The organism is Helicobacter sp. MIT 01-3238 (assembly GCF_003364135.1).
Classification (GTDB): Bacteria; Campylobacterota; Campylobacteria; order Campylobacterales; family Helicobacteraceae; genus Helicobacter_B.
This window is the reverse complement of the sequence record NZ_NXLN01000016.1, coordinates 16,974-37,411: the sequence shown is the minus strand read 5'-3', so window position 1 is coordinate 37,411 and position 20,438 is coordinate 16,974. Positions and strand designations below refer to the sequence as shown.

The window sequence follows — 20,438 nt, the reverse complement described above, 5'->3', positions numbered from 1 at the left end:
AATGCGCTTAAAATAACCTTATATGAGGTTTTTTCCATTTTATGCACTTTGTTTGCGCAAACTTGGCAAGTCTAAATTTGACAAATCTTAACAAAATCAACAAAAAGGATAATGATGTGCAAAAAAGATTCTGCTAGCAAAAATCCACAGATAAAATCTTTGGCAAAAACTCCCACAGATTTGCCCTCAAACTCTAAATCTGTCAAAAACTTAAGCACGAAAAAGCGCGTTTTTTCGGGCATACAGCCCACAGGAGAGATTCATCTAGGAAATTATTTGGGTGCGGTAAAAAATTGGGTAGATTCCCAAGATGAGTATGAAAATATCTTTTTTATCGCCAATTCTCACTCTATCACGATGCCTCATAACCCAAAAGAGCTAGAATCTAGCACTTATAAACTAGCTGCTATGCTTCTAGCTTGCGGGATAGATACGCAAAAATCCGCACTTTTTGTCCAAAGCGCGATTGATTATCACCCTGCGCTAGCGTGGATTTTGGATTGTAATATTTCTATGGGCGATATGGGGCGAATGACGCAGTTCAAAGATAAGAGTGCGAAATCTAGTGCACAAAAAGCAAGTGTTGGGCTTTTTAACTACCCTGCGCTTATGGCGGCAGATATTTTACTCTATGAGGTGGATTTCGTCCCTGTGGGACAAGACCAAAAGCAGCATTTGGAGCTTACGCGCAATGTCGCACAAAAATTTAATCGCGACTATGGTGAGTGCTTCAAAATCCCAAATCCACTTATCCAAAAAGTCGGCGCAAAAATAATGGGACTTGATAATCCTCAAATAAAAATGAGCAAATCCCAAAAGGGCGAAAATCACGCAATATTTTTGCTTGATAGTCCTGAAGTCATCACGCGCAAAATCAAAAAAGCTACGACAGATTCTGCGCGTGAAATCGTGTTTGATGAGAATCGCTTGGGGCTTTATAATTTGCTATGTATGTATGAGATTTTTAGTGAGCAAAGTAGAGAGGCGATAGAAGCTGAGTTCGCAGGCAAGGGCTATGGCGAGCTAAAGTCTAGGCTAGGGGATTTGCTAGTAGAGTCTTTGCGTCCTATTAGAGAAAGATATGATGAGATAATGCGTGAAAAGGGCTATATAAAGCAGGTTTTGGAATCTAGCGCGGACAAAGTCCGCCCCATAGCCAAAGCCACTTATGAGAGGGCAAAAAACCTTATAGGGCTTGTGTGAGATGTATAAAACAATAGTTTTGCTAGAATCTAGCTTTTTTGGTTTTTGTGTGGGGATTTGGCAAGATTGTTGCTTTAGATTATAAATCAAAAATACTCTAAAAAGGTGCATACTTATGGATACACAAAACACTTCGCAAGAAACTCACAAAAACACTTCTAGCACCTCTAGTGATAGCCAACTAGCTGTATGTATCGCTCGCAGAGCGATGAAAATCGTGATATTTATCGGTATGGCTTCAGTGGTGCTACTAATGATAAATATCTATATACTTCTAAACCAAATCACTGCTACCGCGCAAATAAGCCGAGAGATAAAAACAATAAAGCAAGTGCTAGGAAATCCCTCTAGTGAGGACTTTGGCGTGGAATCTAGCCAAACGACAAATCAAAACCAAATCAACACTAAATAAGTAGCACTAAATGAAATCCGCAGAAAATCAACAAAAGCGCGTATTTATCATTCACGGATTTGACGCGCACCCGCGCAAGCATTGGTTTGTGTGGCTAAGAGAGCAGGTAGAAAATCTAGGAGCAAAGGCAGAGATTTTGGCTATGCCAAATCCACAAATGCCAACCCTAGAACAATGGCTAGAGTGCATAAAGGACAATGTAGGAGTAGCAGATACAAATACTTTTTTTGTCGCTCATAGTTTGGGGACGATTACCACACTGCGCTATGCCCAAACGCTAAAAAAAGATTCACAAAAACTCGGTGGAATCCTGCTTGTATCGGGCTTTTGTGCTCCACTTCCCTCACTTCCACAGCTAGATAGTTTCACAAGTGGAGAGCTAGAGTATGGTAGTATCATCTCTACCGCTCGCTCTCGTATCATCATCGCTGCAAAAGATGACGAAATCGTGCCTTGTGGGCTAAGTCAAAATCTAGCCCAAAATATTGAAGCAACATTTGTGTGCGAGCCAAAAGGAGGGCATTTTATGCAAAGCGATGGGTTTGATACTTTTGAGCTTGGATTTTGTCTATTGCGTATGCAGCTAGAATGCTAGGCATACTAAACACGCTTCTAAATTCTAAGCCCCATTCTAGGCACATTCCAGCATAGTGTGCTTAAGTGGGACTTACTTTAGTGATAATACAAACTCACCTTTAACAAAACTTACAAGCACTTCGCCACCTTTATCTAGCTTGCCACTAATGATAATCTCGCTTAAATTTGCCTTTATCTCACTATCAATCGTCTTTTTTATCTCTCTAGCACCTAGTGCGCTCTCGCCACTGCTCTCACTTAGACGATTTAGTGCGCTGCAATCAAGTGTGATTTTTATCCCGCGACTCTTTAGCGACTCGTTTATATCGCTAAATATTTTTTGTGCTATTTTTCTAAATTCTGCTTTGCTAAGTGGGTTGAAGTGAATTAGTCCATCAAGCCTACCTCGAAACTCGGGGCTAAAAATATCTTTTAGCGCACCGCTTATGCGAGCGGAATTATCCGCACCAAACCCAATAGCATTGCCCTCTTTGCTGCCTGCATTTGAAGTGAGAATCAAAATAGAGTTATTAAACCGTGCGATATTGCCCATATTGTCCGTAAGGGTGGCATTATCCATCACTTGTAAGAGGATATTATAAATATCGCTATGTGCTTTTTCTATTTCATCTAGGACAAGGACACAATGCGGATTTTTGCGGATTTTATCTACGAGGATTCCGCCATTTTCATAGCCCACATATCCTGCTGGCGCACCGATGAGGGTAGCTACGCTGTGGGCTTGAGAATACTCGCTCATATCAAATCGCACAAATGCCATTCCCAAATGCGAGGCTAGCTCTTTTGCTAGCTCTGTTTTTCCCACACCACTAGGACCGCTAAAAAGAAAGCTACCTATGGGGTGGTTTGGCTCTTTTAGGTTTGCTTTGGCGATTTTGATAGCGCGGACAACTTTGTCTATGGCTTCATCTTGGGCATAAATGCGCTTTTTTAGTCGCTTATCAAGGCTTTTTAGTGCATTGCGCTCATCTGCATTTACTTGGGATTTGGGGATATGATAGGTTTTGCTTACTACCTCTTCGACATCTTTTTTGGTAACGATTATGGTGGGTTTTGCAGAGTGCTTGGGGGTTTTTGATTTGCTAGATTGTGTTAGTTTTGTAGATTCTTTTAGTCCCACAATTTTGTTTGCGATTTTGGTGTTTGTGGTTTGAGATTGTAAGTTTTTTGGATTTTTTAGAGCGTTATTGTCTTTTGACAAATCTAAATTTTTATCGCTTGGGTAGTAGCCACCTAGCGCAAATCTTGCCCCCACTTCATCTAGTAAATCAATCGCCTTATCAGGCAAAAACTTATCGTGTATATATCGATTTGCTAGCTCTAAGCACGTTTCAAGTGCTTCATCATCATACTTTAGCGCGTGAAATTCCTCATAAAGTGGCTTTAGTGAGTGTAAAATCTCTAAGCAAGAATCTAGGCTTGGCTCTTTTATGTCAATGGCGCAAAATCTGCGTGATAATGCTTTGTCTTTGTCAATGCTTGTTTTGTATTCGCTAAAAGTGCTAGCACCGATGCAACGGATATTGCCATTTGCAAGGGCTGGTTTTAGCAGGTTTGAAGCGTCCATACTACCCCCCGAAGTCGCACCTGCACCGACTAAGGTATGAATCTCATCAATAAAAACGATGACATTTTCCCTCTCTTCTAGCTCGGCTATGATTGCTTTTAGTCGTTTCTCAAAATCCCCTCTATACTTGCTTCCTGCGACAAGTGCGCCCAAATCAAGCGCGTAAATCGTGGCGTTTTGTAGCTTTTGGGGGACTTTGTTTTGCTCAATGGCTAGGGCTAGTCCCTCGACAATGGCGGTTTTGCCAACGCCGGGCTCACCTAGCAGGATTGGGTTATTTTTTTTGCGCCTGCAAAGAATCTCACAAATGCGCTCTAGCTCACTATCTCGCCCGATTAGTGGGTCGATTTTGCCCTGCTTTGCAAGGGAGTTTAGGTTTTTAGAAAAGCCATCAAGTGAGGATTTTGTAAGTGTGCTTTTTGATTTGTTTTTCGTAAATGCTGCACCCGCTTCAAAGCTAGGCTGTGGGCTAAAATCTGCTCGCATATTTTCGGCATTTTGTTTATCAAAATCGCTAAAACTTGGGATATTTTCCAAAATATCAAGCCTAGCGACTTGCAGACTTTTTAGCAATCTCGCACAATAGCTATCTTGCTCCTCCATAGCAAATGCCAAAAAATCCCAAAATTCTACGACATTTGCTCCTGAAGTATCCGCGTGGCGAACCATTTGAGAAAACACTCGCCCCAAAGCAGGGGTTTGTTTAGGTAGTGAAATTTTTTCATTGCTTGGAATATATCTTATGATATAGTCTTTTATGTGGGATTCAAGCTGTGCGGTGTTTGCCCCGCAGGCTTCCAAAAACTCTTTGCTTTTTTTATGCACGATAAGCCCCAAAAATATATGCTCAATGGTTAAATACTCGTGGTGAAGCTCTCTTGCTACCCGCACGGAGTAATCAATAATCTCACTTAGCGTATCAGTAAAAATAGGCTGGGCTCTAAAAGGTGGATTTGAAAATGGCATTTTGGATTCTCTTTTTTGGATTTTTTTAGATTTTGGTTTGGCTATTTTACTCGATAGATTCTGCGTAGGCTTTGAGGGGGAATTGCGCTTCTTTGGCGGCTTTTATGGTTTCTTGGACTTTGACTTCGCCTATGTCATAAGGGTAGATTCCACCGATTGCCTTGCCGTTTTTGTGGATTTCTAGCGTGATAGCGATAGCTTCATCACGGCTTTTAGAGTAGATGCTTTGGAGTATTTCTACGACAAATTCCATTTCTGTGTAGTTGTCATTTAGCAAGATTACGCGCACCATTTTGGGTGTTTCTAGCAAAAGTTGGGAGTCTATATCAAGTTTTGTGCTAAATTCTGGCATATTTGTCCTTTTGGCGTTTGGCATTTGTGGTGATTCTCTAAGTCTATTTCTTGCAACCACATACCACATATTGTAACAAAAATTTGGCATACATACACTAAATCTATCTAATTCTGCTCGCCAAATATAGCAAATCTAGCACACAAAAACTTATAAGTCTTATAACAATCATAGAATCGCCCAAATGCCCCAATAGAAAATCCAAATTTAATCAAATTTATATATAATTCGCCCTATGAATAAACAAGTAAGTGATAATTTTGCCAAAGTGCGTTTGTGGCATTTCGCCCTAGCGGTGGGCATCTTTGCCTTGTTGTTGGGTGCGTTTAATCTCTTTGGGTGGAGCGAGGCGCAAGCATATCCGCACATTCAAAAGGATATTTTTTTAGCTATCAATTCGCTTTATTCAAACGCCCCCGCCCTCGCGCACAATCTCACTCAACTTGGCGATGCGAGCGTATCGCTTGCGTTGTTGCTGTGTTTTGCACTTATCGCACCAAAGCTGTGGGAAGCACTCATCTCTGGTTCTTTGCTCTCTCTTGTGCTTTGTCAAGGCTTAAAAGCACTCTATGCTATTCCCCGTCCAGCGCGGGTTTTTGGTAATGATGCCTTTAATATCATCGGCGAAAAGCTAATGGGCTCAAATAGTTTTCCATCAGGGCATACCGTTACGATATTTACGACACTTTTTGTGTTGCTCTTTGCGTTTATGCCACACACAAATAAAAAGCGTTGTTTTTTTGCCTTTGGCATTATTTTATTTGGTGTGTTTGTGGGGCTTTCGCGTGTCGGGGTTGGTTGCGCATTATCCCTTAGATGTGTTGGCTGGGGCGTTGCTTGGGTGCATTTGTGGGATTTTTGGCGTGCTTGTGGCGAGCAAGACGCGCGTTTTTGCGTGGCTAGAATCGCGCTTTGGTTTGCTTATTTTCACGCTTTTTTGTGCGATTGAAATTGTGCTACTGCTTAAACATATCGACACATATAATTTAGCAATATTTTATCTTGCGCTTATTTGCGCGTTAGTTTGTCTTTTTGTGATATTGCACGCATATTTTACACGCGCTTTAAATGTAAAAACAGAATCTAACCCCATAGCCTTTATTTTTGTCATAAGTGTATTGCAAGTTGTATTTTTCCATTTTCCTTTGCTAGAGTTTGTGCACTCAAATCTATCGCTTGATTCACTTAGCGCGGTTATTTTATTTGCTTCGCTTGTGTTGTTTTTATTCGCACTTGTGGCGTTTGTGCCACTTTTACTTGCACTCATTTCTTTCAAGCTCACTCAAATATGGTTCGCGCTAACCTCACTTGCAAATGCCTTAGCAGTGTATTTTGTCTCTACTTATGGCGTGTTTTTGGACAAAACAATGATGGGCAATCTTTTTAATACAAATATCGCAGAATCAAGCGCGTTTGTGTCTTTTAAAATGGCATTGTGGATATTCGCGCTAGGCATTGTCCCAGCGTATTTTATCCTCTCTTTAAAGGTGGCAAAGCCCACGCGCAAAGCACTTGCTAAACTAAGCGGACTAATTCTTTTGGCTCTTATCGTGCTTGCGGGGATAAACTTTAAAAACCTACTTTGGCTTGATAAGCACGCAAAACAGCTTGGCGCGCTAGCTATGCCTTATTCATATATCATAAACTCTGTGCGGTATTTTCAAGGTGAGCTAGCCAAAAATAAACGCGAGATTCCACTGCCTGATGCGCATATCATAGATGATAAAAAATCCATAGTTGTGCTAGTGATTGGCGAGTCAGCTAGGGCGCAGAATTTCTCACTTTATGGCTACTTGCGCGAAACAAATCCACTTTTAGCAAAAATTGAAACGGGGGGGGGGAGCTTAAAGTATTTTAATGCAAAATCAAGCACGACATACACCAGCGCGTCTGTGAAAAATATGCTATCACACAAATATAGCGGGGATTTGTATGAGATATTGCCAAACTATCTTTCGCGCGCGGGAGTTAGCGTAGTGTGGCGTTCATCAAATTGGGGCGAGCCACCACTGCATTTGCAAAATATTATGCGATATTCTCAGCTAGCACAAAAATACGCCTCCCTTGATGATGGCTATGAAAGTGCGCTTGTAGCGAATTTAAGCGAAGAGATTGAGGGGGCAAAATCGCCCAAAGTGCTTATCATTATCCACACAAGCACAAGCCACGGACCAACATACTGCAAAAAGTATCCGCCCAAATTTGAAAAATTTACACCCGTGTGTAAGAGTGTCGAGCCAAAGGGCTGTGCGCAAAGTGAAATCATAAACGCCTATGACAACACAATCCTTTATACTGATTTTTTGCTACATTCAATCATCGAGCAACTCCGCAAACTAGACAACTATGATAGCACGATGATTTATGTGAGCGACCACGGGGAGAGTTTGGGCGAAAATGGCGTGTATATGCACGGCATACCGCTGGCTTTCGCACCAAAAGAGCAATACGAGATACCCTTTATCGTGTGGAGTTCTAGCACAAATCGTATCAAAGATTTGACGGAAGCAACGCATTTTCATATTTTTCATAGTGTTTTGGCATTTTTGGGTGTAAAAAGCGAAGTGTTTGATGGAGGGCTAAATATATTTAATGAATAAAATAAACTATCAATAATACACATTACCTTACATTACCCTTTTGTAAAATCTTAAAAATCTAAAATTTGCTAAAAACGCAAAATTTCAAATCTAAATGATTTTTTAAGAAAAATCTTGCAAGATTTTCTCTTCTAGTTTGTGATAGGGCAAGCAAATCGCACTAGAGAATTTTGAGCGGTTAAAAGTGCGCTGTCGCTTGGCAAGCTGCCTTGTATGTGTGGTAATATTTTGCGCTAGGTTTTGCAGATTTTGCTTATCTGTCAAATCAGTATTGCTTTTAAAGGCTTGGAGGCATTCTTTTAGCCCGATAGCCTTAAATGGCTGAATCTCACTCCCATAAGTGTCTAAAAGCCATTTTGCTTCACGCACTAGCCCGCTTTCTATCATTGAGTTTGTGCGCTTGCTTATGCGCTCATTTAGCTCATCTTTTGGCGTGTCTATGGTGTAGATAGGTATATTTGGCAAAAGTGGAGTTTTTTTGTGTGTGGAAAAATATTCACTTGGTGGCATACCACTTGAAAAGTAAATACATAGCAGTTTTTGCAACCTGTAAGTATCGCTTGGGTGGATAGATTTTGCCGAAATCTCATCGATAGATTTTAGGAATGCGTAAGGATTTTCTAGTGTGGAGATTTTTTGGCAAATCTCATCGCTAAGCGTAAAATCTTGCGGGGATAAGCCCTGCATAATGCTATGCAGATAAAATCCACTTCCACCCACTAGGATAAGCCCATTTGTATCGCTAGTGTCATTGCTTGTTTGGTTTGTTATTTTACTTGCTGATTTGGCTACTATGTCCTCTAGCGCACGCGTAAAAATCCTCATAAACACACCCGCACTGCAATGCCAACTAGGCTCTAGCTCATCTATGCCATAGTGCTTGATTTTGGCTAAATCCTCCTTGCTAGGCTTTGCTGAAGCGATAGAGATATGCTTATAAATACTTAGAGAATCAAATGAGAAAATCCGCATTTTTAGCTTGCTAGCAAGGCTTATAGCAAGATTGCTTTTGCCACTTGCAGTAGGTGCGACAATGGCAAAAATTTTTGGTGGCAGGGGTAGTGGGCGTGGGAGGTGTAGTGAGTGTGGCAAGTCTTGTGAATTTGACAAGCCTGATAAGTCGGGCAAATGCGAAAGGTGTTTAGAGTGCATTTATCGGCTTTGTGGTATCAGCAGAAATCTAGTGTTTGGGGTATTGGGCTACTTGGGAGAGACTTAGCACAAGCCCGATTGCTAGGCAGTTTGCAAGCATAGAGCTGCCACCATAGCTAAGGAAAGGCACGGCAATGCCTTTAAGCGGGATAAGCCCTGCTACACCAAGTGCGTTTATAAGGAAGCTAAGCCCGATAAGCATAGCAATGCCCACACAAAAAAGATAATGCACATCGTTTTGGACGCGATTTGCGATTTTTAGTATGCGATAGACTATGTAGATGATGAGTAGCACACACACGCTAAGCCCTACTAGCCCTAGCTCCTCGCCTATGCCAGCTAGCACCATATCAGTATGCACTTCGCTTAAAAAGCCTAGCTTTATGATTCCATTTCCAAGCCCTGTGCCAAAGATTCCGCCATTATATAGGGCATTGGTAGCGTGGTAGATTTGGTAGGGCTCTGGCAGGTTTTCTACGCGCAAATAATCAGCAAAGCGGTGTGGCAATAATGGCAGTATAGAATCTTGGGCATTTGCATACCACGATTTTAGACGATTGATTCTATGCTCTGAAGTGGCGATAAAAAGGCTTGCCAAACTTCCGCTTACCAAAAGCAACACCCCAAAAAGTCCCGAGCTTCCACCTGCTGCGATTAGCATTATGGTTAGCGTGAGGGCTAGCAAGACTACTTGCCCTAAGTCATTTTGCATAACTGCAAGCACCATAACCACTAGCACAAACACCGCGATATAGGGCAAAACTACTAGGATTTCTTGGAAAATATTTCGGTTTTGGTTTGATGCAAATTTGCGCGAAAAACTCCACGCCAAAAAAAACACGAACCCTATCTTGAAAAACTCGCTAGGCGCGATAGAGATAAGTGGCAAGCGAATCCACCGCTTCGCTCCGCCCGCGGAAGTCGCCATACTCTCGGGCAAAAACGGCATAACAATCATCAAAAAAAACGCCACAAAAAATAGCAAAAATCCAAATTTGAGAAAAAAAGTGTTTGGTTTGCATTGAGCCAAAGCCCACATAAGCAAAATCCCCATAACCGCACTTGCAAACTCCCTTTGCACGAAGTGTAGCTCGCTATAATGATATGCTAGCACGGGATAGCTAGATAGTGAATAGCTCATCACAACTCCTATGCCGATGAGTGCGCTAGTAAATAAAAATAGCCTAGAATCTGCCATTTGCGCGTCCTTTTGGGAGGTTTTGATTTTGTGTTTGATATGGTTTGTTGCTAGGTTTTACGGATAGATTTTCTGTGGTTTTGTTGCCATAAATTAGACATTTTAAGAAGTGAGGAGTATAGCGAAAATAGCACAATATATACTAAATTTGACTTAAACAGCCATTTCATAGAATTAGATTTGCCAGAGTGCAAAAGATAAAAACGCTAGTTACGAACTAAGTTTTTTATTTACAAATCGTTTTTTTTTTTTTTTTGTAGCCTAGCATTTGTAAAAAAAGCTAGGAGGTTTAGCTATGTTTCGGGCATTGTTTATGTTTGTTGTGTTTATTTTTGTTGCAAATGCTAGAGAGATGAGTGGATTTTTGGTGGCGTAGAGCTAGGCTATGGTTTTGCTGACTTGATAACCCAAGAAACACGGTATGAAAGCGTAAAACTTGTGAGTGGTGGAGGGCAAACAACCACAAATAGCAATACCAAAGACACAACCCAAACTGACTATTGGTATGGTAATGTAACCTATGGAATCCTTGCAGGATACAAACAATTTTTTAACAAGTATTTTGGTTTGCGATATTATGCTGATTTAAGTTTTTTGAATGTCGATTTTCCTATCACAGAAATAGGCATTCCAAATACTACTCGCAATCAATTTGGTAATGGAAATACCACAACTATTACCACTAGAGAAGTAACAACAACGCAAACTGCCGCTACGCTAATGAATTACACTGCAAATATTGATGCTTTGGTTAATTTTGTAAATTTAGAAAAAGTAATTTTTGGTGTTTTTGCTGGTGTTGGCATTGGTGGTTTTACTTGGATAGAACAAAGCCAAAATTATACTAATTTGTTTTTTGCTACAAATGTCGGTCTAAGGACAAGCATTTTACAAAATCATAGTGTAGAGTTTGTGGTAAGAATCCCTATTGTGTCGGAGTCCAAGATAAATATCCAAGAACAAATATTAAAGATTCTAAGCTTGTGAGTGGTGGAGGGCAAACCACAACCACCACTATGACGGATATAGAAATACTAGATAGCAGAAAGCAAAGCTGGAATTTAGCTTTGAGGTATATTTATAGTTTTTGAGGTTTTTATAAACTTTTTGTGTTGCTTAAGTTTTGCGTAGTTTTTGTGGTTTAGATTTTGCTTTTAAACTAGAATTTAAGCTAAAATTTATGTATGTGGTGCTAAAATCCGCGTTTTCAAGTCGCTAGTATAGTTTGTATATTTTTTGTGCTTGTGTGGATTCTTAAAAGTTGCACAAAAATTAAGTTATACAAAATTTTGGCGATTTGTGTTTTTTCTTTTTACCCGCAGTTTTGGCTTTATCACGCTCGTGTTTTTGGGGTCGACTTGGCTTCGACAGGATTCTCTTCCCTTGAGTGCATGTCAGCGCGGGAGGCTGTAAAACTCCCACTTGCAATAAACGCAAACAACACAAAATTCGCTCCAGCCTACGCAAAAGTCGCGTAAGCTTAACTAATTTCGAGCCGATTATCCTAGCTATACTAGCTCACTAGTGATGGTCGTAACTTCTGCTAGTTGCGCTTGCAATCTCGCTTTAGGATTTTAAGCAAAGACTTATAAAGCTTTTTGTGTGAGGGTTTTTAGGTTTAGCCACACAAGAAATCTAAACCTATGAAAGCATGTAGATTCTCTTGATTTGGAGGTGAGTTTTGGACTGGGGTTCAACTCCCCACGACTCCACCATTTTTTGCTTCTTTTTGCTTCCGTTTTTTACTTCTTTGAAAAACTCTGAAAACTTTTTGTAAAGTCCTTAGACTTTCCCATCTTTTTAGATTCTCATAAACCTAAGTATTTTTACTTTTTTGTTTATTTGCTCCACCCGCGAGTAAGTGCGTGGCACTGCATACAGCGATGATTGATTTTTTGAAACGCTTCATAAGCTTTCATTTTTTGGTTTTTGCTTAGGAAATATTCTAGGCTTGTGCGCTCTTCTACGATATTGTTGATAAATGAATAAATAATCGGTGCGTAATTTAGATTATTTTTTGTCAAAAAGACTTCGATATTAAACCTCCTTAGCGCGTCAAAATCCACTTTGTGTCGCGTGATTCCCTCTCTCACTAGCTCAAAGCGATTTAGGCTAAACCCTTTTTGGATTAAATCGCTATCATATTGTAGCTTTTGCATAATCTCTACAATGTTTGATTCTGCGGAGTGGGCTGGGCTAGAAAAAAGCACCACAAAAAGTGCAAATGTGGCAAAAATCTGCCAAAAAAAATGTGAAAAGTGAGTGTGAGGAAGTCGCATATTTTGCCTTGTAGTTTGGGAATCTTTGATTTTAGCGTTTGTGATTTTATCATTTTGCCAATTGTCATTTCGCAAGGTTTTCTAAGATTTTTGCATTATACTAAAATCTAGTAAAATTTTGCGCTAGAATTCTAATGCTAAAATCTATCACATAAGCCATCAAACTGCAAAAAGAATAAGCAAAGTATAAGCCACGCAAAAAGGACAAAAATGTCGCAAAACCACCAAGACACAAACGACACCAATCACACTAACTACACCAATCACACCCAAGAATCCCCACAGAGTTTAAAACCCTGCTTCAAATGTCTTGGCACGCTTATTGGCATAAATATCGCTCTAGCTTTGGGTGTGCATTTTGTGCTAGGATTTGGCTATGCTATAAGTTTTTTTGTCGCTCAAGTGAGTGCGTTTTTGGTCGTGCTTAGCTCGTTTTATGCGATGAAAAATAAACTAAAAAAGGCTAGCCTTGAAGCTAAAGAATCTAAAGAGGCTAGAGAATCCACAGATAGAAAACTTCACTCCACACAAGATGATGAAGAGCCAAAACCTAGCCCTGTTTCGCGCTTTATCTTAGGAGTGGAGCTATCTTTTGGGCTGTATCGTGTGCTAGCGTATCTAGTGCTAGCAGTGGGGATTGTCGTGCTTATGGATTTGGGGCTTTTTTGCGTGCTGGGATACATCGCTGGAGTGATAGTTTGCCTGTGTAGTATCGTGCTTTTTCAGCTAAAAGGCTATAAATAGATTTTGGCGAAAAACTAATACGCAAAGCGCACAAATGCTCTTAGTGAGTTGCCTTTCCCGAAGTTGTTAGCATCCATATAGGCATAGCCCACGCCCGCACTTAGTCTCATAGCCTCACGCTTCCATAGCGCGAAATCACTCATAATGCTATACTCTGTATAAGTCCCAAAACTTATCATCACATCAAGCCTTGCACCGATTTTTTCTTGCAAATCAATACCGCCAAATACATAGCCATATAGCGATGAGCCTTGTAGATATGGCGCGATACCATTACCAAAAAACGACCTACCATAAAATCTGCTAGAATCACTTAGAGCATAGATGCGGTTATTTCTATTTCCCATTATCCACACCACGCCCCCGCCGAAGTTGAAGTTTTTGATACTCATCGCTTCATCGCCCCACACAAGCACCGAGCTAGCTGCACCACCTTGAGCAATGTCCCAATACTGATACATAGCACGCAAAGTCGTATAAGAAAATAATCCACTCTGCCCGATAGGTAGATTTAGCCCCGCTTTGATTCCGCCCTGAAGCAAAAAGCTGTTTTGCACTTTTGTGTTAAATAGCACAAAGGGTTTTAATAGCACACCCTTGTAGTCAAAGTCTACTCCACCAGCCACTATCTCGCCACCTACTAGCTCATTTTTGCGCGAGCCTGTGTTGTAGCTTATTAGCGAGCCTAGATTTGCTGCGATTCTCTCACCTTGCACATCATCTTTTTGCACTCCATTATAGAGGTAAGAGTTGGCATAAGTAAGCCAATAAGACATTGTCTCCTCATAAGTTTTAAAGCGCAAAGATAGTCCTTGCACATTTCCACCAAGCCATTCAAATTTTGCAAACTCATTGTCAAATCGCCCTGCAAAAAACGACACAAGGCTGTTTTCATAGCCTATGTAGGCTTGCGCAGCATCGCCAGAGCTAGCATAAATGGTGGTTGTTTCTCTTTGCACCCAAGGAGTCCAGCCACCTATCGCGCCTATCCCCCACACAAAGCCATTTTCTAGTGAAAAAGTCGCACCGATTTTTGCCATAACGCCTATGTGGCTATTGCTTGAGGCAAAATCTGCCGCGCCTACTGCGCCTAGCGTGCCTTTGGTGTCGATTTTTATATCAGGGATTTCTAGGGCGTTTGCGCTTGTGGCTAGCAGGCTAGATAATGCTAAGATTTTGAAGTCAAAGATTTTGCTAGATTTTTTTTGTGCGGTGCTATCTATCTTTTTTGAGTTTTGCATTTTTTCCCCTTGTGTTTGGTTTTGCTTGTTGGTGTTTTTGGATTTTAAGATTTTGGTATGCTATTTTTAAGCGTGTGTATTGTATAGGACAAACTTTATAAAAAGTAAATATGCCAAAACTAAAGTCAAAATCTAAAAAGGCTAAAGTTTTATGGTATTTTAGGGAATTTAATGCTAAAATACGCACCAAATTTACTTGCATAAAGAAATATAAATGTCCCCTTTTAGCAAATATGCTAGCGCAAAATCTATCCGAATGTGTGTGTGCTGTCGCGGGAGGTTTGCTCAAGCGGAGTTGTATCGATTTTTAGTAGAATCTATAAATGACACACAAAAAATCATCAAGCCCTATACCCACCAAAGCTACGAGACTAAAAAAGATGACACAAACAAAAAAGGCAAAAAGGGCGAAAAAAAAGGAAAAAGCTTTTATTTTTGCAAAAAGTGCTTGCAAGATTGCCTAGCAGATGAAAAGCAGCTTAAAAAGGGATTTGCAAAAGCTATTAGGGCATTGCCTCAAAATCTAGGAGAAATTCAGGAGATTGCACAAGAATGGCTATCAAAGTAAAACTATCAGAAATCGCACAAGACATCGCAAGAAAACCAGAAGAGGTTGTCGCAAAAGCCAAAGAGATGGGCTTAAAGGTGCATAATGTAACAAGCTCGGTAGATGTCGAAATCGCAGGCTATATTTCAGAATATGTCCTCACGGGTGTAAATAAAATGCCCGCTCCAAAATCTACAAAATCCACCACAAAAAGCACGACAAAATCAAAAGATTCTACCAAAACAAGCCAAGCTAAAAAAAGCGATAAAGAGGATAGTGATAAACCAAAAAAAGCAACTGCTAAAAAAACTAAAGATTCTAAAAAAGAGCAAGAATCTAAAGACACTACAAAAACTTCTCCTAAAAAATCTACAAAATCCACCACACAAAAAGAAGCAAAAACAACAAAAGAATCTAAAGAAGTCTCCAAACAAGATGAAGCAGATGATAGCACACAGACACAAGTTTTATCACAGCAAGCTACAAATGATAAACCAGACATAGACAAAGATTCTACGCTTATCCAGCGAAGCACAGGCATTCGTATCGTCAAAAAAACTCCCCAAGCAGATTCTACACCCAAACCAGCCCCACAGACACCTAGACAAAAGGCTTATGCACCATCTTTGCACGATATGCTAGATAAAGAAATGAAAGATGAAGAGCCACTTATCCGCAAGCCCAAAAAGCCAAAAAAAGTCGCAGCCACGCACCGAGAGGGTGAGCAAAAACTTCAAATCACAAGCAGGGAAATAAGCTCAAAAGATTTTGATGATGAGCAAGATGAAATCGTGCTTTTTGACTTAAATGAGCGCGAAATCCGTGATGAGGACAAAGAAAACGAGGTTAGGCAAATCATCACTGATAGAGTGCGAGTGCAGCGCAAAAATCCGTGGCTAAATGAGACGCGCTCTATCTCTCGCTCAAGGCGCAAAAAACCACCAAAACAACAAGTAGAATCTAATTTGAGTGCAAAAAGTGCGATAGTTATCCCCGAAGAAGTGCGCGTATATGAGTTTGCTGAAGCGGCAGGACGACCACTCACAGAAGTCATCAAAGTGCTTTTTGGCTTGGGACTTATGGCGACAAAAAATGACTTTTTGGACAAAGATGCTATTGAGATTTTGGCTGAAGAGTTTAAGATGGAGGTATCTATCCAAAGCGAGGAGGCTCTGTCCCAAGATGGAGAATCTAGCTTTGATGAAAGTGAGCTATCGCCTCGTCCTCCTGTGGTAACAATAATGGGGCATGTAGACCACGGAAAAACTTCGCTACTTGATGCGATACGAAATTCACGCATAGCAAGCGCAGAAGCGGGCGGTATCACACAGCATATCGGTGCGTATATGGTGGAGAAAAATGGCAAACTAATTAGCTTCATAGACACTCCAGGCCACGAAGCGTTTAGCCAAATGCGAGCGCGAGGAGCACAAGTAACCGACATTGCCATAATCGTAATTGCAGCTGATGATGGCGTGAAGCAACAAACCATAGAAGCCCTAAATCACGCAAAAGCAGCAGGTGTAGAAATCATCATTGCTATGAATAAAATGGACAAAGAAAATGCAAATCCAGATAAACTAAAAAGTGAGTGTGCGGAGCTAGGCTTTATGTCGCAAGATTGGGGTGGGGAGTATGAGTTTTTGCCCATCTCGGCAAAAAGTGGCGAGGGTCTAGAAAATCTGCTAGAATCGATTTTGTTGCACGCAGAGATTTTGGAGCTAAAAGCCGCGTATAACGCACCTACTCAAGCTATCGTGCTAGAGGGAAGTATCCAAAAAGGGCGAGGACCTGTGGCGAGTGTCATCATAAAGCAAGGCACGCTAAAGGTGGGCGACCCTGTGTATGCGGGCACAGCGTATGGACGCGTGCGCTCTATGGTAAATGATAGGGGCGAGAGTATTGATAAGCTAGAGCCTTCAAGCGTGGCCTCTATCGCAGGGTTATCTGAAGTGCCAAGTGCTGGAAGCAAGCTATTTGTCGAGCAAAGCGATACAGCTGCAAGAGAAAAAGCTCAAAAACTAGCCATATATTTGCGACAAAAAGAACTTAGCAAATCTACAAAAGTTTCTTTTGAGGAGCTAAGTGAAATGGTTGCAAAAGGACAGCTAAAGACTATCCCACTCATCATCAAAGCCGACACACAAGGCAGTCTAGAAGCGATAAAAGCTAGCGTAGAGAAGCTAAATAATGATGAAGTCCAAGTAAATGTGATAAATTTTGGTGTAGGTGGCATAACCCAAAGCGATGTCGAGCTAGCAAGTGCTAGTGAAAATTCACTGATTTTGGGGTTTGGACTACGCCCCACAGGAATCGTAAAAACAAGTGCGAAAGAACTTGGAGTGGAGATTAAGACTTATTCGGTGATTTATGATTTGCTAGATGATGTCAAAGCCCTAATCTCTGGACTTATGAGTCCGCTCATAGAGGAAGAAAACACAGGGCAAGCTGAAGTGCGTGAGACATTTAGCATTAGCAAAGTGGGCGTTATCGCTGGCTGTATGGTTACAGATGGTAGTATCAAGCGTGGGATTGGGGTTAGACTTATCCGTGATGGCGTAGTGGTGCACACAGGCGCGATTGCAAGCCTAAAGCGGTTTAAAGATGATGCCAAAGAAGTGGCAAAGGGCTATGAGTGTGGCATAATGCTTGAAAACTACAATGACATTAAAGTGGGTGATGTGTTTGAGACATTTATCCAAGTCAAAAAAGCGCAAAAGATTTAATTTAGCAGAGATTTTTAGGGTTTAGAAGCGTAGCAAGAAGCATAAAGCCAAGAAGCATAAAGCAGTGTAAATGTCTATCCACCTAGAGCGCACCCAATCCCTCCTCCAAGAGCTACTTATAGAGGCACTATCGCAGTTGCAAGACTCGCGTATAAACTCGCTAAATATCACAGCTGTGCGCTGCTCTAAAGGCAAGTATAATGCTCAAGTCTATATCCAAGCTAACACAAATGATGAAAAAGAAAAAAAAGAGATTTTAAAAACGCTTGAGAAGGCAAAGGGAATTTTAAAAGAATATGTGCTAAATGCTAGTGGGTGGTTTAAGTGCCCAAATCTACAATTTAGCTTTGATGATAGCCTAGAAGTAGCGCAAAATCTAGAGCAAATCTTTGCCAAAATTGCGCAAGATTCCAAATAGTCTAGGAAAGATTTACTGACAAAGGCAAAAGATGAAGCACAAACTAAGCTATGAACTAGATAGCGAGATTCAAAGCGAGCTAGAATCGCTTATACACTCTTGTGAGTGCAAGCTTTATGACATAGCACTTGTGCGCGAAAATGAAGTGCTGATTTTACGCATTAGCATTATGGCAAGCAAAGGTAGCACCACGCTTGAGCTATGCACAAAGGTAAGTGAGATTATCTCGCCTTTTTTAGATGTCAAAGATTTTATAAAAGACGCATATCATTTGGAAGTAAGCTCGCCCGGGCTAGAGAGAGTGCTAAAGATACCAAGACATTTTATGCTATCTGTGGGGACAAAGGTGCTTGTGTGCACTATTGATAAAAGCGAGCTAGAAGCCACTATTTTGGGTGCTGATGAAGAGGGTGTAGAGTTTGGGCTAGAGCAATCTAGCGTGCGCATCCCTTATGCAGAATTAAAAAAGGTAAAAACTATTTTTGAGTGGTGAAATGAAAAAAAATACACAAGACAATATGGATTCTAAAGATTTTGGACGAAATCGTGGCGAAAGCTCTAAAAAATATTCTTGTGGGGAAAATCCTTGTGATTTTTGCGAAGTAGATTCTAGTGCGGATTTTGGCGGAGATTTTAGTAAGGATTCTAATAAAGAGCGTCTAGCACACTCTGCCAAAGCGCAAGCTAGCACACAATCTAGTCCTAGTGAAAGTATTGCTAGTTTCCCCTTGCTTCAAGTCCTTGCTTCAAAAATCGCACACTTTAGTGAGCTAGTGGCGTTTAAGCATACGATTTTTAGTGCGTCTTTTATTTTGATAGCTATGTGTGTGGCGAGTGTGGAGAGTAATGGTAGCATTTGGGTGGGGACTAAGACTTTTTGCCTTTGTGCGCTAGCCCTCATCACTGCGCGAAACTTCGCTATGGGGTTTAATCGCTTTTGTGATAGAAAGATAGACGCGCTAAATCCACGCACCACCTCACGCCCAAGTGTAGATGGTAGAATCTCTAGCTTTTCTATCGCTATTTTTTGTGTGGTAAATGCACTTGGATTTATCGCTACGAGCTATTTTATCAACCATTTGGCATTCGCCCTTAGCGTGCCTTTTTTGTTGATTTTGGGTGGATATAGTTTGATGAAGCGATTTAGCTCTTTGGCGCACTTGGTGCTAGGTATCTCTCTAGGACTAGCCCCCATAGCTGGCGTCATCGCCGTGTCTGGCGAGGTAGGCGCGTGGAGTGTGATTTTGGCTGTGGGGGTGGCTTTTTGGGTGGCTGGGTTTGATATTTTGTATTCTTTGCAGGATATTGAAGTGGATAAAAGGGAGGGGCTTTTTTCTGTGCCATCACGATTTGGGGTAAGGGGCGCACTTATTTTTTCAAGAGTGTTTCATATATTTGCGGTTTTGGCGTGGGTGTGGTTTGGTATGAGTGCAGGGCTTGGTGTGTTTGGATTTGTAGGAATTGGCATAAGTGCGATTATGCTGTGCTATGAGCAGTATTTGGTAAGCAAAGATTTTGCCAATATCCCAAAAGCATTTTTCGTAACAAATGGATATTTGGGATTTATATTGCTTGGCTTTGTCGTGCTAGACGCACTTGTTTGATTTTTGGCTAGCGATTAGGATTTGTAGATTTTTAGCAAAAATCAAAAATTTTAGATTCTATCGCCATAGAAATACGCACCAAACCAAAAGTTTCTACATTCTGTGGCTTTGCATTCTTTCTTTGCATTTGGATTGTCAAAATCTGCGTATTTTTCTCGCACTTTATTGCCTATCTCGCTATTTTCTCTAAAATCAAAATTAAGTTCTCTAGCGTTTTTTATGATGATAGTTTGTTCCATAAATTCCCCTTTAACTCCTTTCTTGTTACCCTCATCATAGATAAACCCTATATGCAAATAATCCTTGCCGTTTGTAGAATCAATACACAAGTAATGTGGCACTTCACCATTATGTCCGTTGATTTTTGGATTTATAGGCATTTGCTCACTATCAGCTTCAAATGGATAATCCTCGCCTATTTTGACTTTTTTGTGAAAGCCTAGCAAGACATCTTTTCTTGGCTTAAAGCATTTTTTGCATTTTTTGCTTTCATCAAATCCTTTTACACTACTTATCCAAGCCCACTTAGCATTTTGTAAATATTCGCCTTGCCCCTCAATCTTTAAGATAAATTGTTTGTGCGATTTTGACTTGCCGTTGTTTTGCATTTGCGTTTCCTCACTTGCTAGGATAAATTTTCTAGGATAAAACCAAAACTATATCAAAAAAAAAAAAAACAACTTGTCAATTAGTGGCTAAAGAAAACGAAAGAAAACGAAAGAAGTAATCATTAAGAAGCTATGCTTAGGGTGGTTTTGTGATTTTAAAGCCTAAGGGCATAAAGAGAATGTTATCCCCCCTGAATGTTTGATAAATGAGTTGATAACTTTTT

At 40.7% G+C, this 20,438-nt stretch carries 19 protein-coding genes and 1 other RNA gene; 13 read left to right on the top strand and 7 right to left on the bottom strand.

Features of this window, described 5'->3' with window-relative positions:
* The first annotated feature begins 111 nt into the window (after window positions 1-111).
* The 3 genes from trpS (at window position 112) to CQA40_RS06715 (ending at window position 2,210) form a co-directional block, all read left to right on the top strand.
* A complete protein-coding gene (trpS, locus tag CQA40_RS06725) occupies window positions 112-1,203 on the top strand; it encodes a tryptophan--tRNA ligase (protein ID WP_258864486.1) in 1,092 nt (363 codons plus the stop codon).
* 115 nt (window positions 1,204-1,318) lie between these two features.
* Window positions 1,319-1,615: a DUF5408 family protein gene (locus CQA40_RS11860; protein ID WP_115520133.1), complete on the top strand. Its 297-nt coding sequence runs from the start codon at window positions 1,319-1,321 to the stop codon at window positions 1,613-1,615.
* Between the two features lie 10 nt (window positions 1,616-1,625).
* Complete coding sequence (locus CQA40_RS06715) at window positions 1,626-2,210, top strand: alpha/beta hydrolase (protein WP_115520132.1); 585 nt, start codon at window positions 1,626-1,628, stop codon at window positions 2,208-2,210.
* Between the two features lie 72 nt (window positions 2,211-2,282).
* Here CQA40_RS06715 and CQA40_RS06710 read toward each other — a convergent pair whose 3' ends face one another.
* Window positions 2,283-4,745 carry an AAA family ATPase gene (locus tag CQA40_RS06710; RefSeq protein WP_115520131.1) on the bottom strand — a complete coding sequence of 821 codons (2,463 nt, stop codon included), beginning with the start codon at window positions 4,743-4,745 and terminating at the stop codon, window positions 2,283-2,285.
* A gap of 46 nt (window positions 4,746-4,791) precedes the next feature.
* A complete protein-coding gene (locus CQA40_RS06705) occupies window positions 4,792-5,097 on the bottom strand; it encodes an ATP-dependent Clp protease adaptor ClpS (protein ID WP_115520130.1) in 306 nt (101 codons plus the stop codon).
* A 235-nt stretch (window positions 5,098-5,332) separates the two neighbouring features.
* Here CQA40_RS06705 and CQA40_RS06700 point away from each other — a divergent pair, with 235 nt between their 5' ends.
* Window positions 5,333-6,046: a phosphatase PAP2 family protein gene (locus tag CQA40_RS06700; protein WP_115520129.1), complete on the top strand. Its 714-nt coding sequence runs from the start codon at window positions 5,333-5,335 to the stop codon at window positions 6,044-6,046.
* Window positions 5,967-7,697 (top strand): phosphoethanolamine--lipid A transferase EptA, encoded by a 1,731-nt coding sequence (gene eptA, locus CQA40_RS06695; protein ID WP_220271902.1) that lies wholly within the window; start codon window positions 5,967-5,969, stop codon window positions 7,695-7,697. Before CQA40_RS06700 ends, eptA begins: the two co-directional genes overlap by 80 nt.
* A 102-nt stretch (window positions 7,698-7,799) precedes the next feature.
* Here eptA and miaA read toward each other — a convergent pair whose 3' ends face one another.
* Window positions 7,800-8,849, bottom strand: a complete 1,050-nt coding sequence (gene miaA / locus CQA40_RS06690; protein WP_115520128.1) for a tRNA (adenosine(37)-N6)-dimethylallyltransferase MiaA — start codon at window positions 8,847-8,849, stop codon at window positions 7,800-7,802.
* 28 nt (window positions 8,850-8,877) lie between these two features.
* Complete coding sequence (locus CQA40_RS06685; RefSeq protein ID WP_023928128.1) at window positions 8,878-10,047, bottom strand: FtsW/RodA/SpoVE family cell cycle protein; 1,170 nt, start codon at window positions 10,045-10,047, stop codon at window positions 8,878-8,880.
* 399 nt (window positions 10,048-10,446) lie between these two features.
* On the opposite strand from CQA40_RS06685, the gene CQA40_RS06680 reads away from it, so the two are divergent.
* Both CQA40_RS06680 and ssrA read left to right on the top strand, forming a co-directional pair.
* Window positions 10,447-11,034 (top strand): outer membrane beta-barrel protein, encoded by a 588-nt coding sequence (locus tag CQA40_RS06680; protein ID WP_181882868.1) that lies wholly within the window; start codon window positions 10,447-10,449, stop codon window positions 11,032-11,034.
* A 362-nt stretch (window positions 11,035-11,396) separates the two neighbouring features.
* Window positions 11,397-11,762, top strand: a transfer-messenger RNA (tmRNA) gene (ssrA, locus tag CQA40_RS06675).
* 123 nt (window positions 11,763-11,885) lie between these two features.
* Here the strand turns inward: ssrA and CQA40_RS06670 are convergent.
* The gene (locus tag CQA40_RS06670) at window positions 11,886-12,326 is read right to left on the bottom strand and encodes a hypothetical protein (protein ID WP_147290176.1); all 441 of its coding nucleotides are present in this window, start codon (window positions 12,324-12,326) and stop codon (window positions 11,886-11,888) included.
* Between the two features lie 210 nt (window positions 12,327-12,536).
* Between CQA40_RS06670 and CQA40_RS06665 the strand changes: the two genes are divergently transcribed.
* The gene (locus CQA40_RS06665; protein ID WP_115520125.1) at window positions 12,537-13,070 is read left to right on the top strand and encodes a hypothetical protein; all 534 of its coding nucleotides are present in this window, start codon (window positions 12,537-12,539) and stop codon (window positions 13,068-13,070) included.
* 14 nt (window positions 13,071-13,084) lie between these two features.
* Here CQA40_RS06665 and CQA40_RS06660 read toward each other — a convergent pair whose 3' ends face one another.
* Window positions 13,085-14,311, bottom strand: a complete 1,227-nt coding sequence (locus tag CQA40_RS06660; RefSeq protein WP_115520124.1) for a hypothetical protein — start codon at window positions 14,309-14,311, stop codon at window positions 13,085-13,087.
* 214 nt (window positions 14,312-14,525) lie between these two features.
* Between CQA40_RS06660 and CQA40_RS06650 the strand changes: the two genes are divergently transcribed.
* From CQA40_RS06650 to mqnP, 5 genes are all read left to right on the top strand, one after another.
* On the top strand, window positions 14,526-14,879 hold the full coding sequence (locus CQA40_RS06650; protein WP_115520122.1) for a DUF448 domain-containing protein: 354 nt from the start codon (window positions 14,526-14,528) through the stop codon (window positions 14,877-14,879).
* Window positions 14,864-17,584, top strand: a complete 2,721-nt coding sequence (gene infB, locus CQA40_RS06645; RefSeq protein WP_115520121.1) for a translation initiation factor IF-2 — start codon at window positions 14,864-14,866, stop codon at window positions 17,582-17,584. Before CQA40_RS06650 ends, infB begins: the two co-directional genes overlap by 16 nt.
* Before the next feature lie 70 nt (window positions 17,585-17,654).
* The gene (gene rbfA / locus CQA40_RS06640; RefSeq protein WP_115520120.1) at window positions 17,655-18,002 is read left to right on the top strand and encodes a 30S ribosome-binding factor RbfA; all 348 of its coding nucleotides are present in this window, start codon (window positions 17,655-17,657) and stop codon (window positions 18,000-18,002) included.
* A 31-nt stretch (window positions 18,003-18,033) separates the two neighbouring features.
* Window positions 18,034-18,495, top strand: coding sequence for a ribosome maturation factor RimP (gene rimP, locus CQA40_RS06635; RefSeq protein WP_115520119.1), 462 nt, complete (start codon window positions 18,034-18,036; stop codon window positions 18,493-18,495).
* Window positions 18,496-18,730: 235 nt separating this feature from the next.
* Window positions 18,731-19,606, top strand: coding sequence for a menaquinone biosynthesis prenyltransferase MqnP (gene mqnP, locus CQA40_RS06630; protein ID WP_181882870.1), 876 nt, complete (start codon window positions 18,731-18,733; stop codon window positions 19,604-19,606).
* Window positions 19,607-19,656: 50 nt separating this feature from the next.
* Here the strand turns inward: mqnP and CQA40_RS06625 are convergent, their stop codons facing one another.
* Window positions 19,657-20,214, bottom strand: a complete 558-nt coding sequence (locus tag CQA40_RS06625) for a hypothetical protein (protein WP_115520118.1) — start codon at window positions 20,212-20,214, stop codon at window positions 19,657-19,659.
* Between the last annotated feature and the right edge of the window lie 224 nt (window positions 20,215-20,438).

Coding starts and splice junctions, on each gene's coding strand:
- rbfA (WP_115520120.1), top strand. CDS start 17,655: ATGTCTATCCACCTAGAGCGCACCCAATCCCTCCTCCAAGAGCTACTT.
- CQA40_RS06710 (WP_115520131.1), bottom strand. CDS start 4,745: ATGCCATTTTCAAATCCACCTTTTAGAGCCCAGCCTATTTTTACTGAT.
- infB (WP_115520121.1), top strand. CDS start 14,864: ATGGCTATCAAAGTAAAACTATCAGAAATCGCACAAGACATCGCAAGA.
- miaA (WP_115520128.1), bottom strand. CDS start 8,849: ATGCACTCTAAACACCTTTCGCATTTGCCCGACTTATCAGGCTTGTCA.
- CQA40_RS06715 (WP_115520132.1), top strand. CDS start 1,626: ATGAAATCCGCAGAAAATCAACAAAAGCGCGTATTTATCATTCACGGA.
- CQA40_RS11860 (WP_115520133.1), top strand. CDS start 1,319: ATGGATACACAAAACACTTCGCAAGAAACTCACAAAAACACTTCTAGC.
- CQA40_RS06625 (WP_115520118.1), bottom strand. CDS start 20,214: ATGCAAAACAACGGCAAGTCAAAATCGCACAAACAATTTATCTTAAAG.
- CQA40_RS06700 (WP_115520129.1), top strand. CDS start 5,333: ATGAATAAACAAGTAAGTGATAATTTTGCCAAAGTGCGTTTGTGGCAT.
- rimP (WP_115520119.1), top strand. CDS start 18,034: ATGAAGCACAAACTAAGCTATGAACTAGATAGCGAGATTCAAAGCGAG.
- CQA40_RS06685 (WP_023928128.1), bottom strand. CDS start 10,047: ATGGCAGATTCTAGGCTATTTTTATTTACTAGCGCACTCATCGGCATA.
- trpS (WP_258864486.1), top strand. CDS start 112: ATGATGTGCAAAAAAGATTCTGCTAGCAAAAATCCACAGATAAAATCT.
- CQA40_RS06665 (WP_115520125.1), top strand. CDS start 12,537: ATGTCGCAAAACCACCAAGACACAAACGACACCAATCACACTAACTAC.
- CQA40_RS06650 (WP_115520122.1), top strand. CDS start 14,526: ATGTCCCCTTTTAGCAAATATGCTAGCGCAAAATCTATCCGAATGTGT.
- CQA40_RS06670 (WP_147290176.1), bottom strand. CDS start 12,326: ATGCGACTTCCTCACACTCACTTTTCACATTTTTTTTGGCAGATTTTT.
- CQA40_RS06660 (WP_115520124.1), bottom strand. CDS start 14,311: ATGCAAAACTCAAAAAAGATAGATAGCACCGCACAAAAAAAATCTAGC.
- CQA40_RS06705 (WP_115520130.1), bottom strand. CDS start 5,097: ATGCCAGAATTTAGCACAAAACTTGATATAGACTCCCAACTTTTGCTA.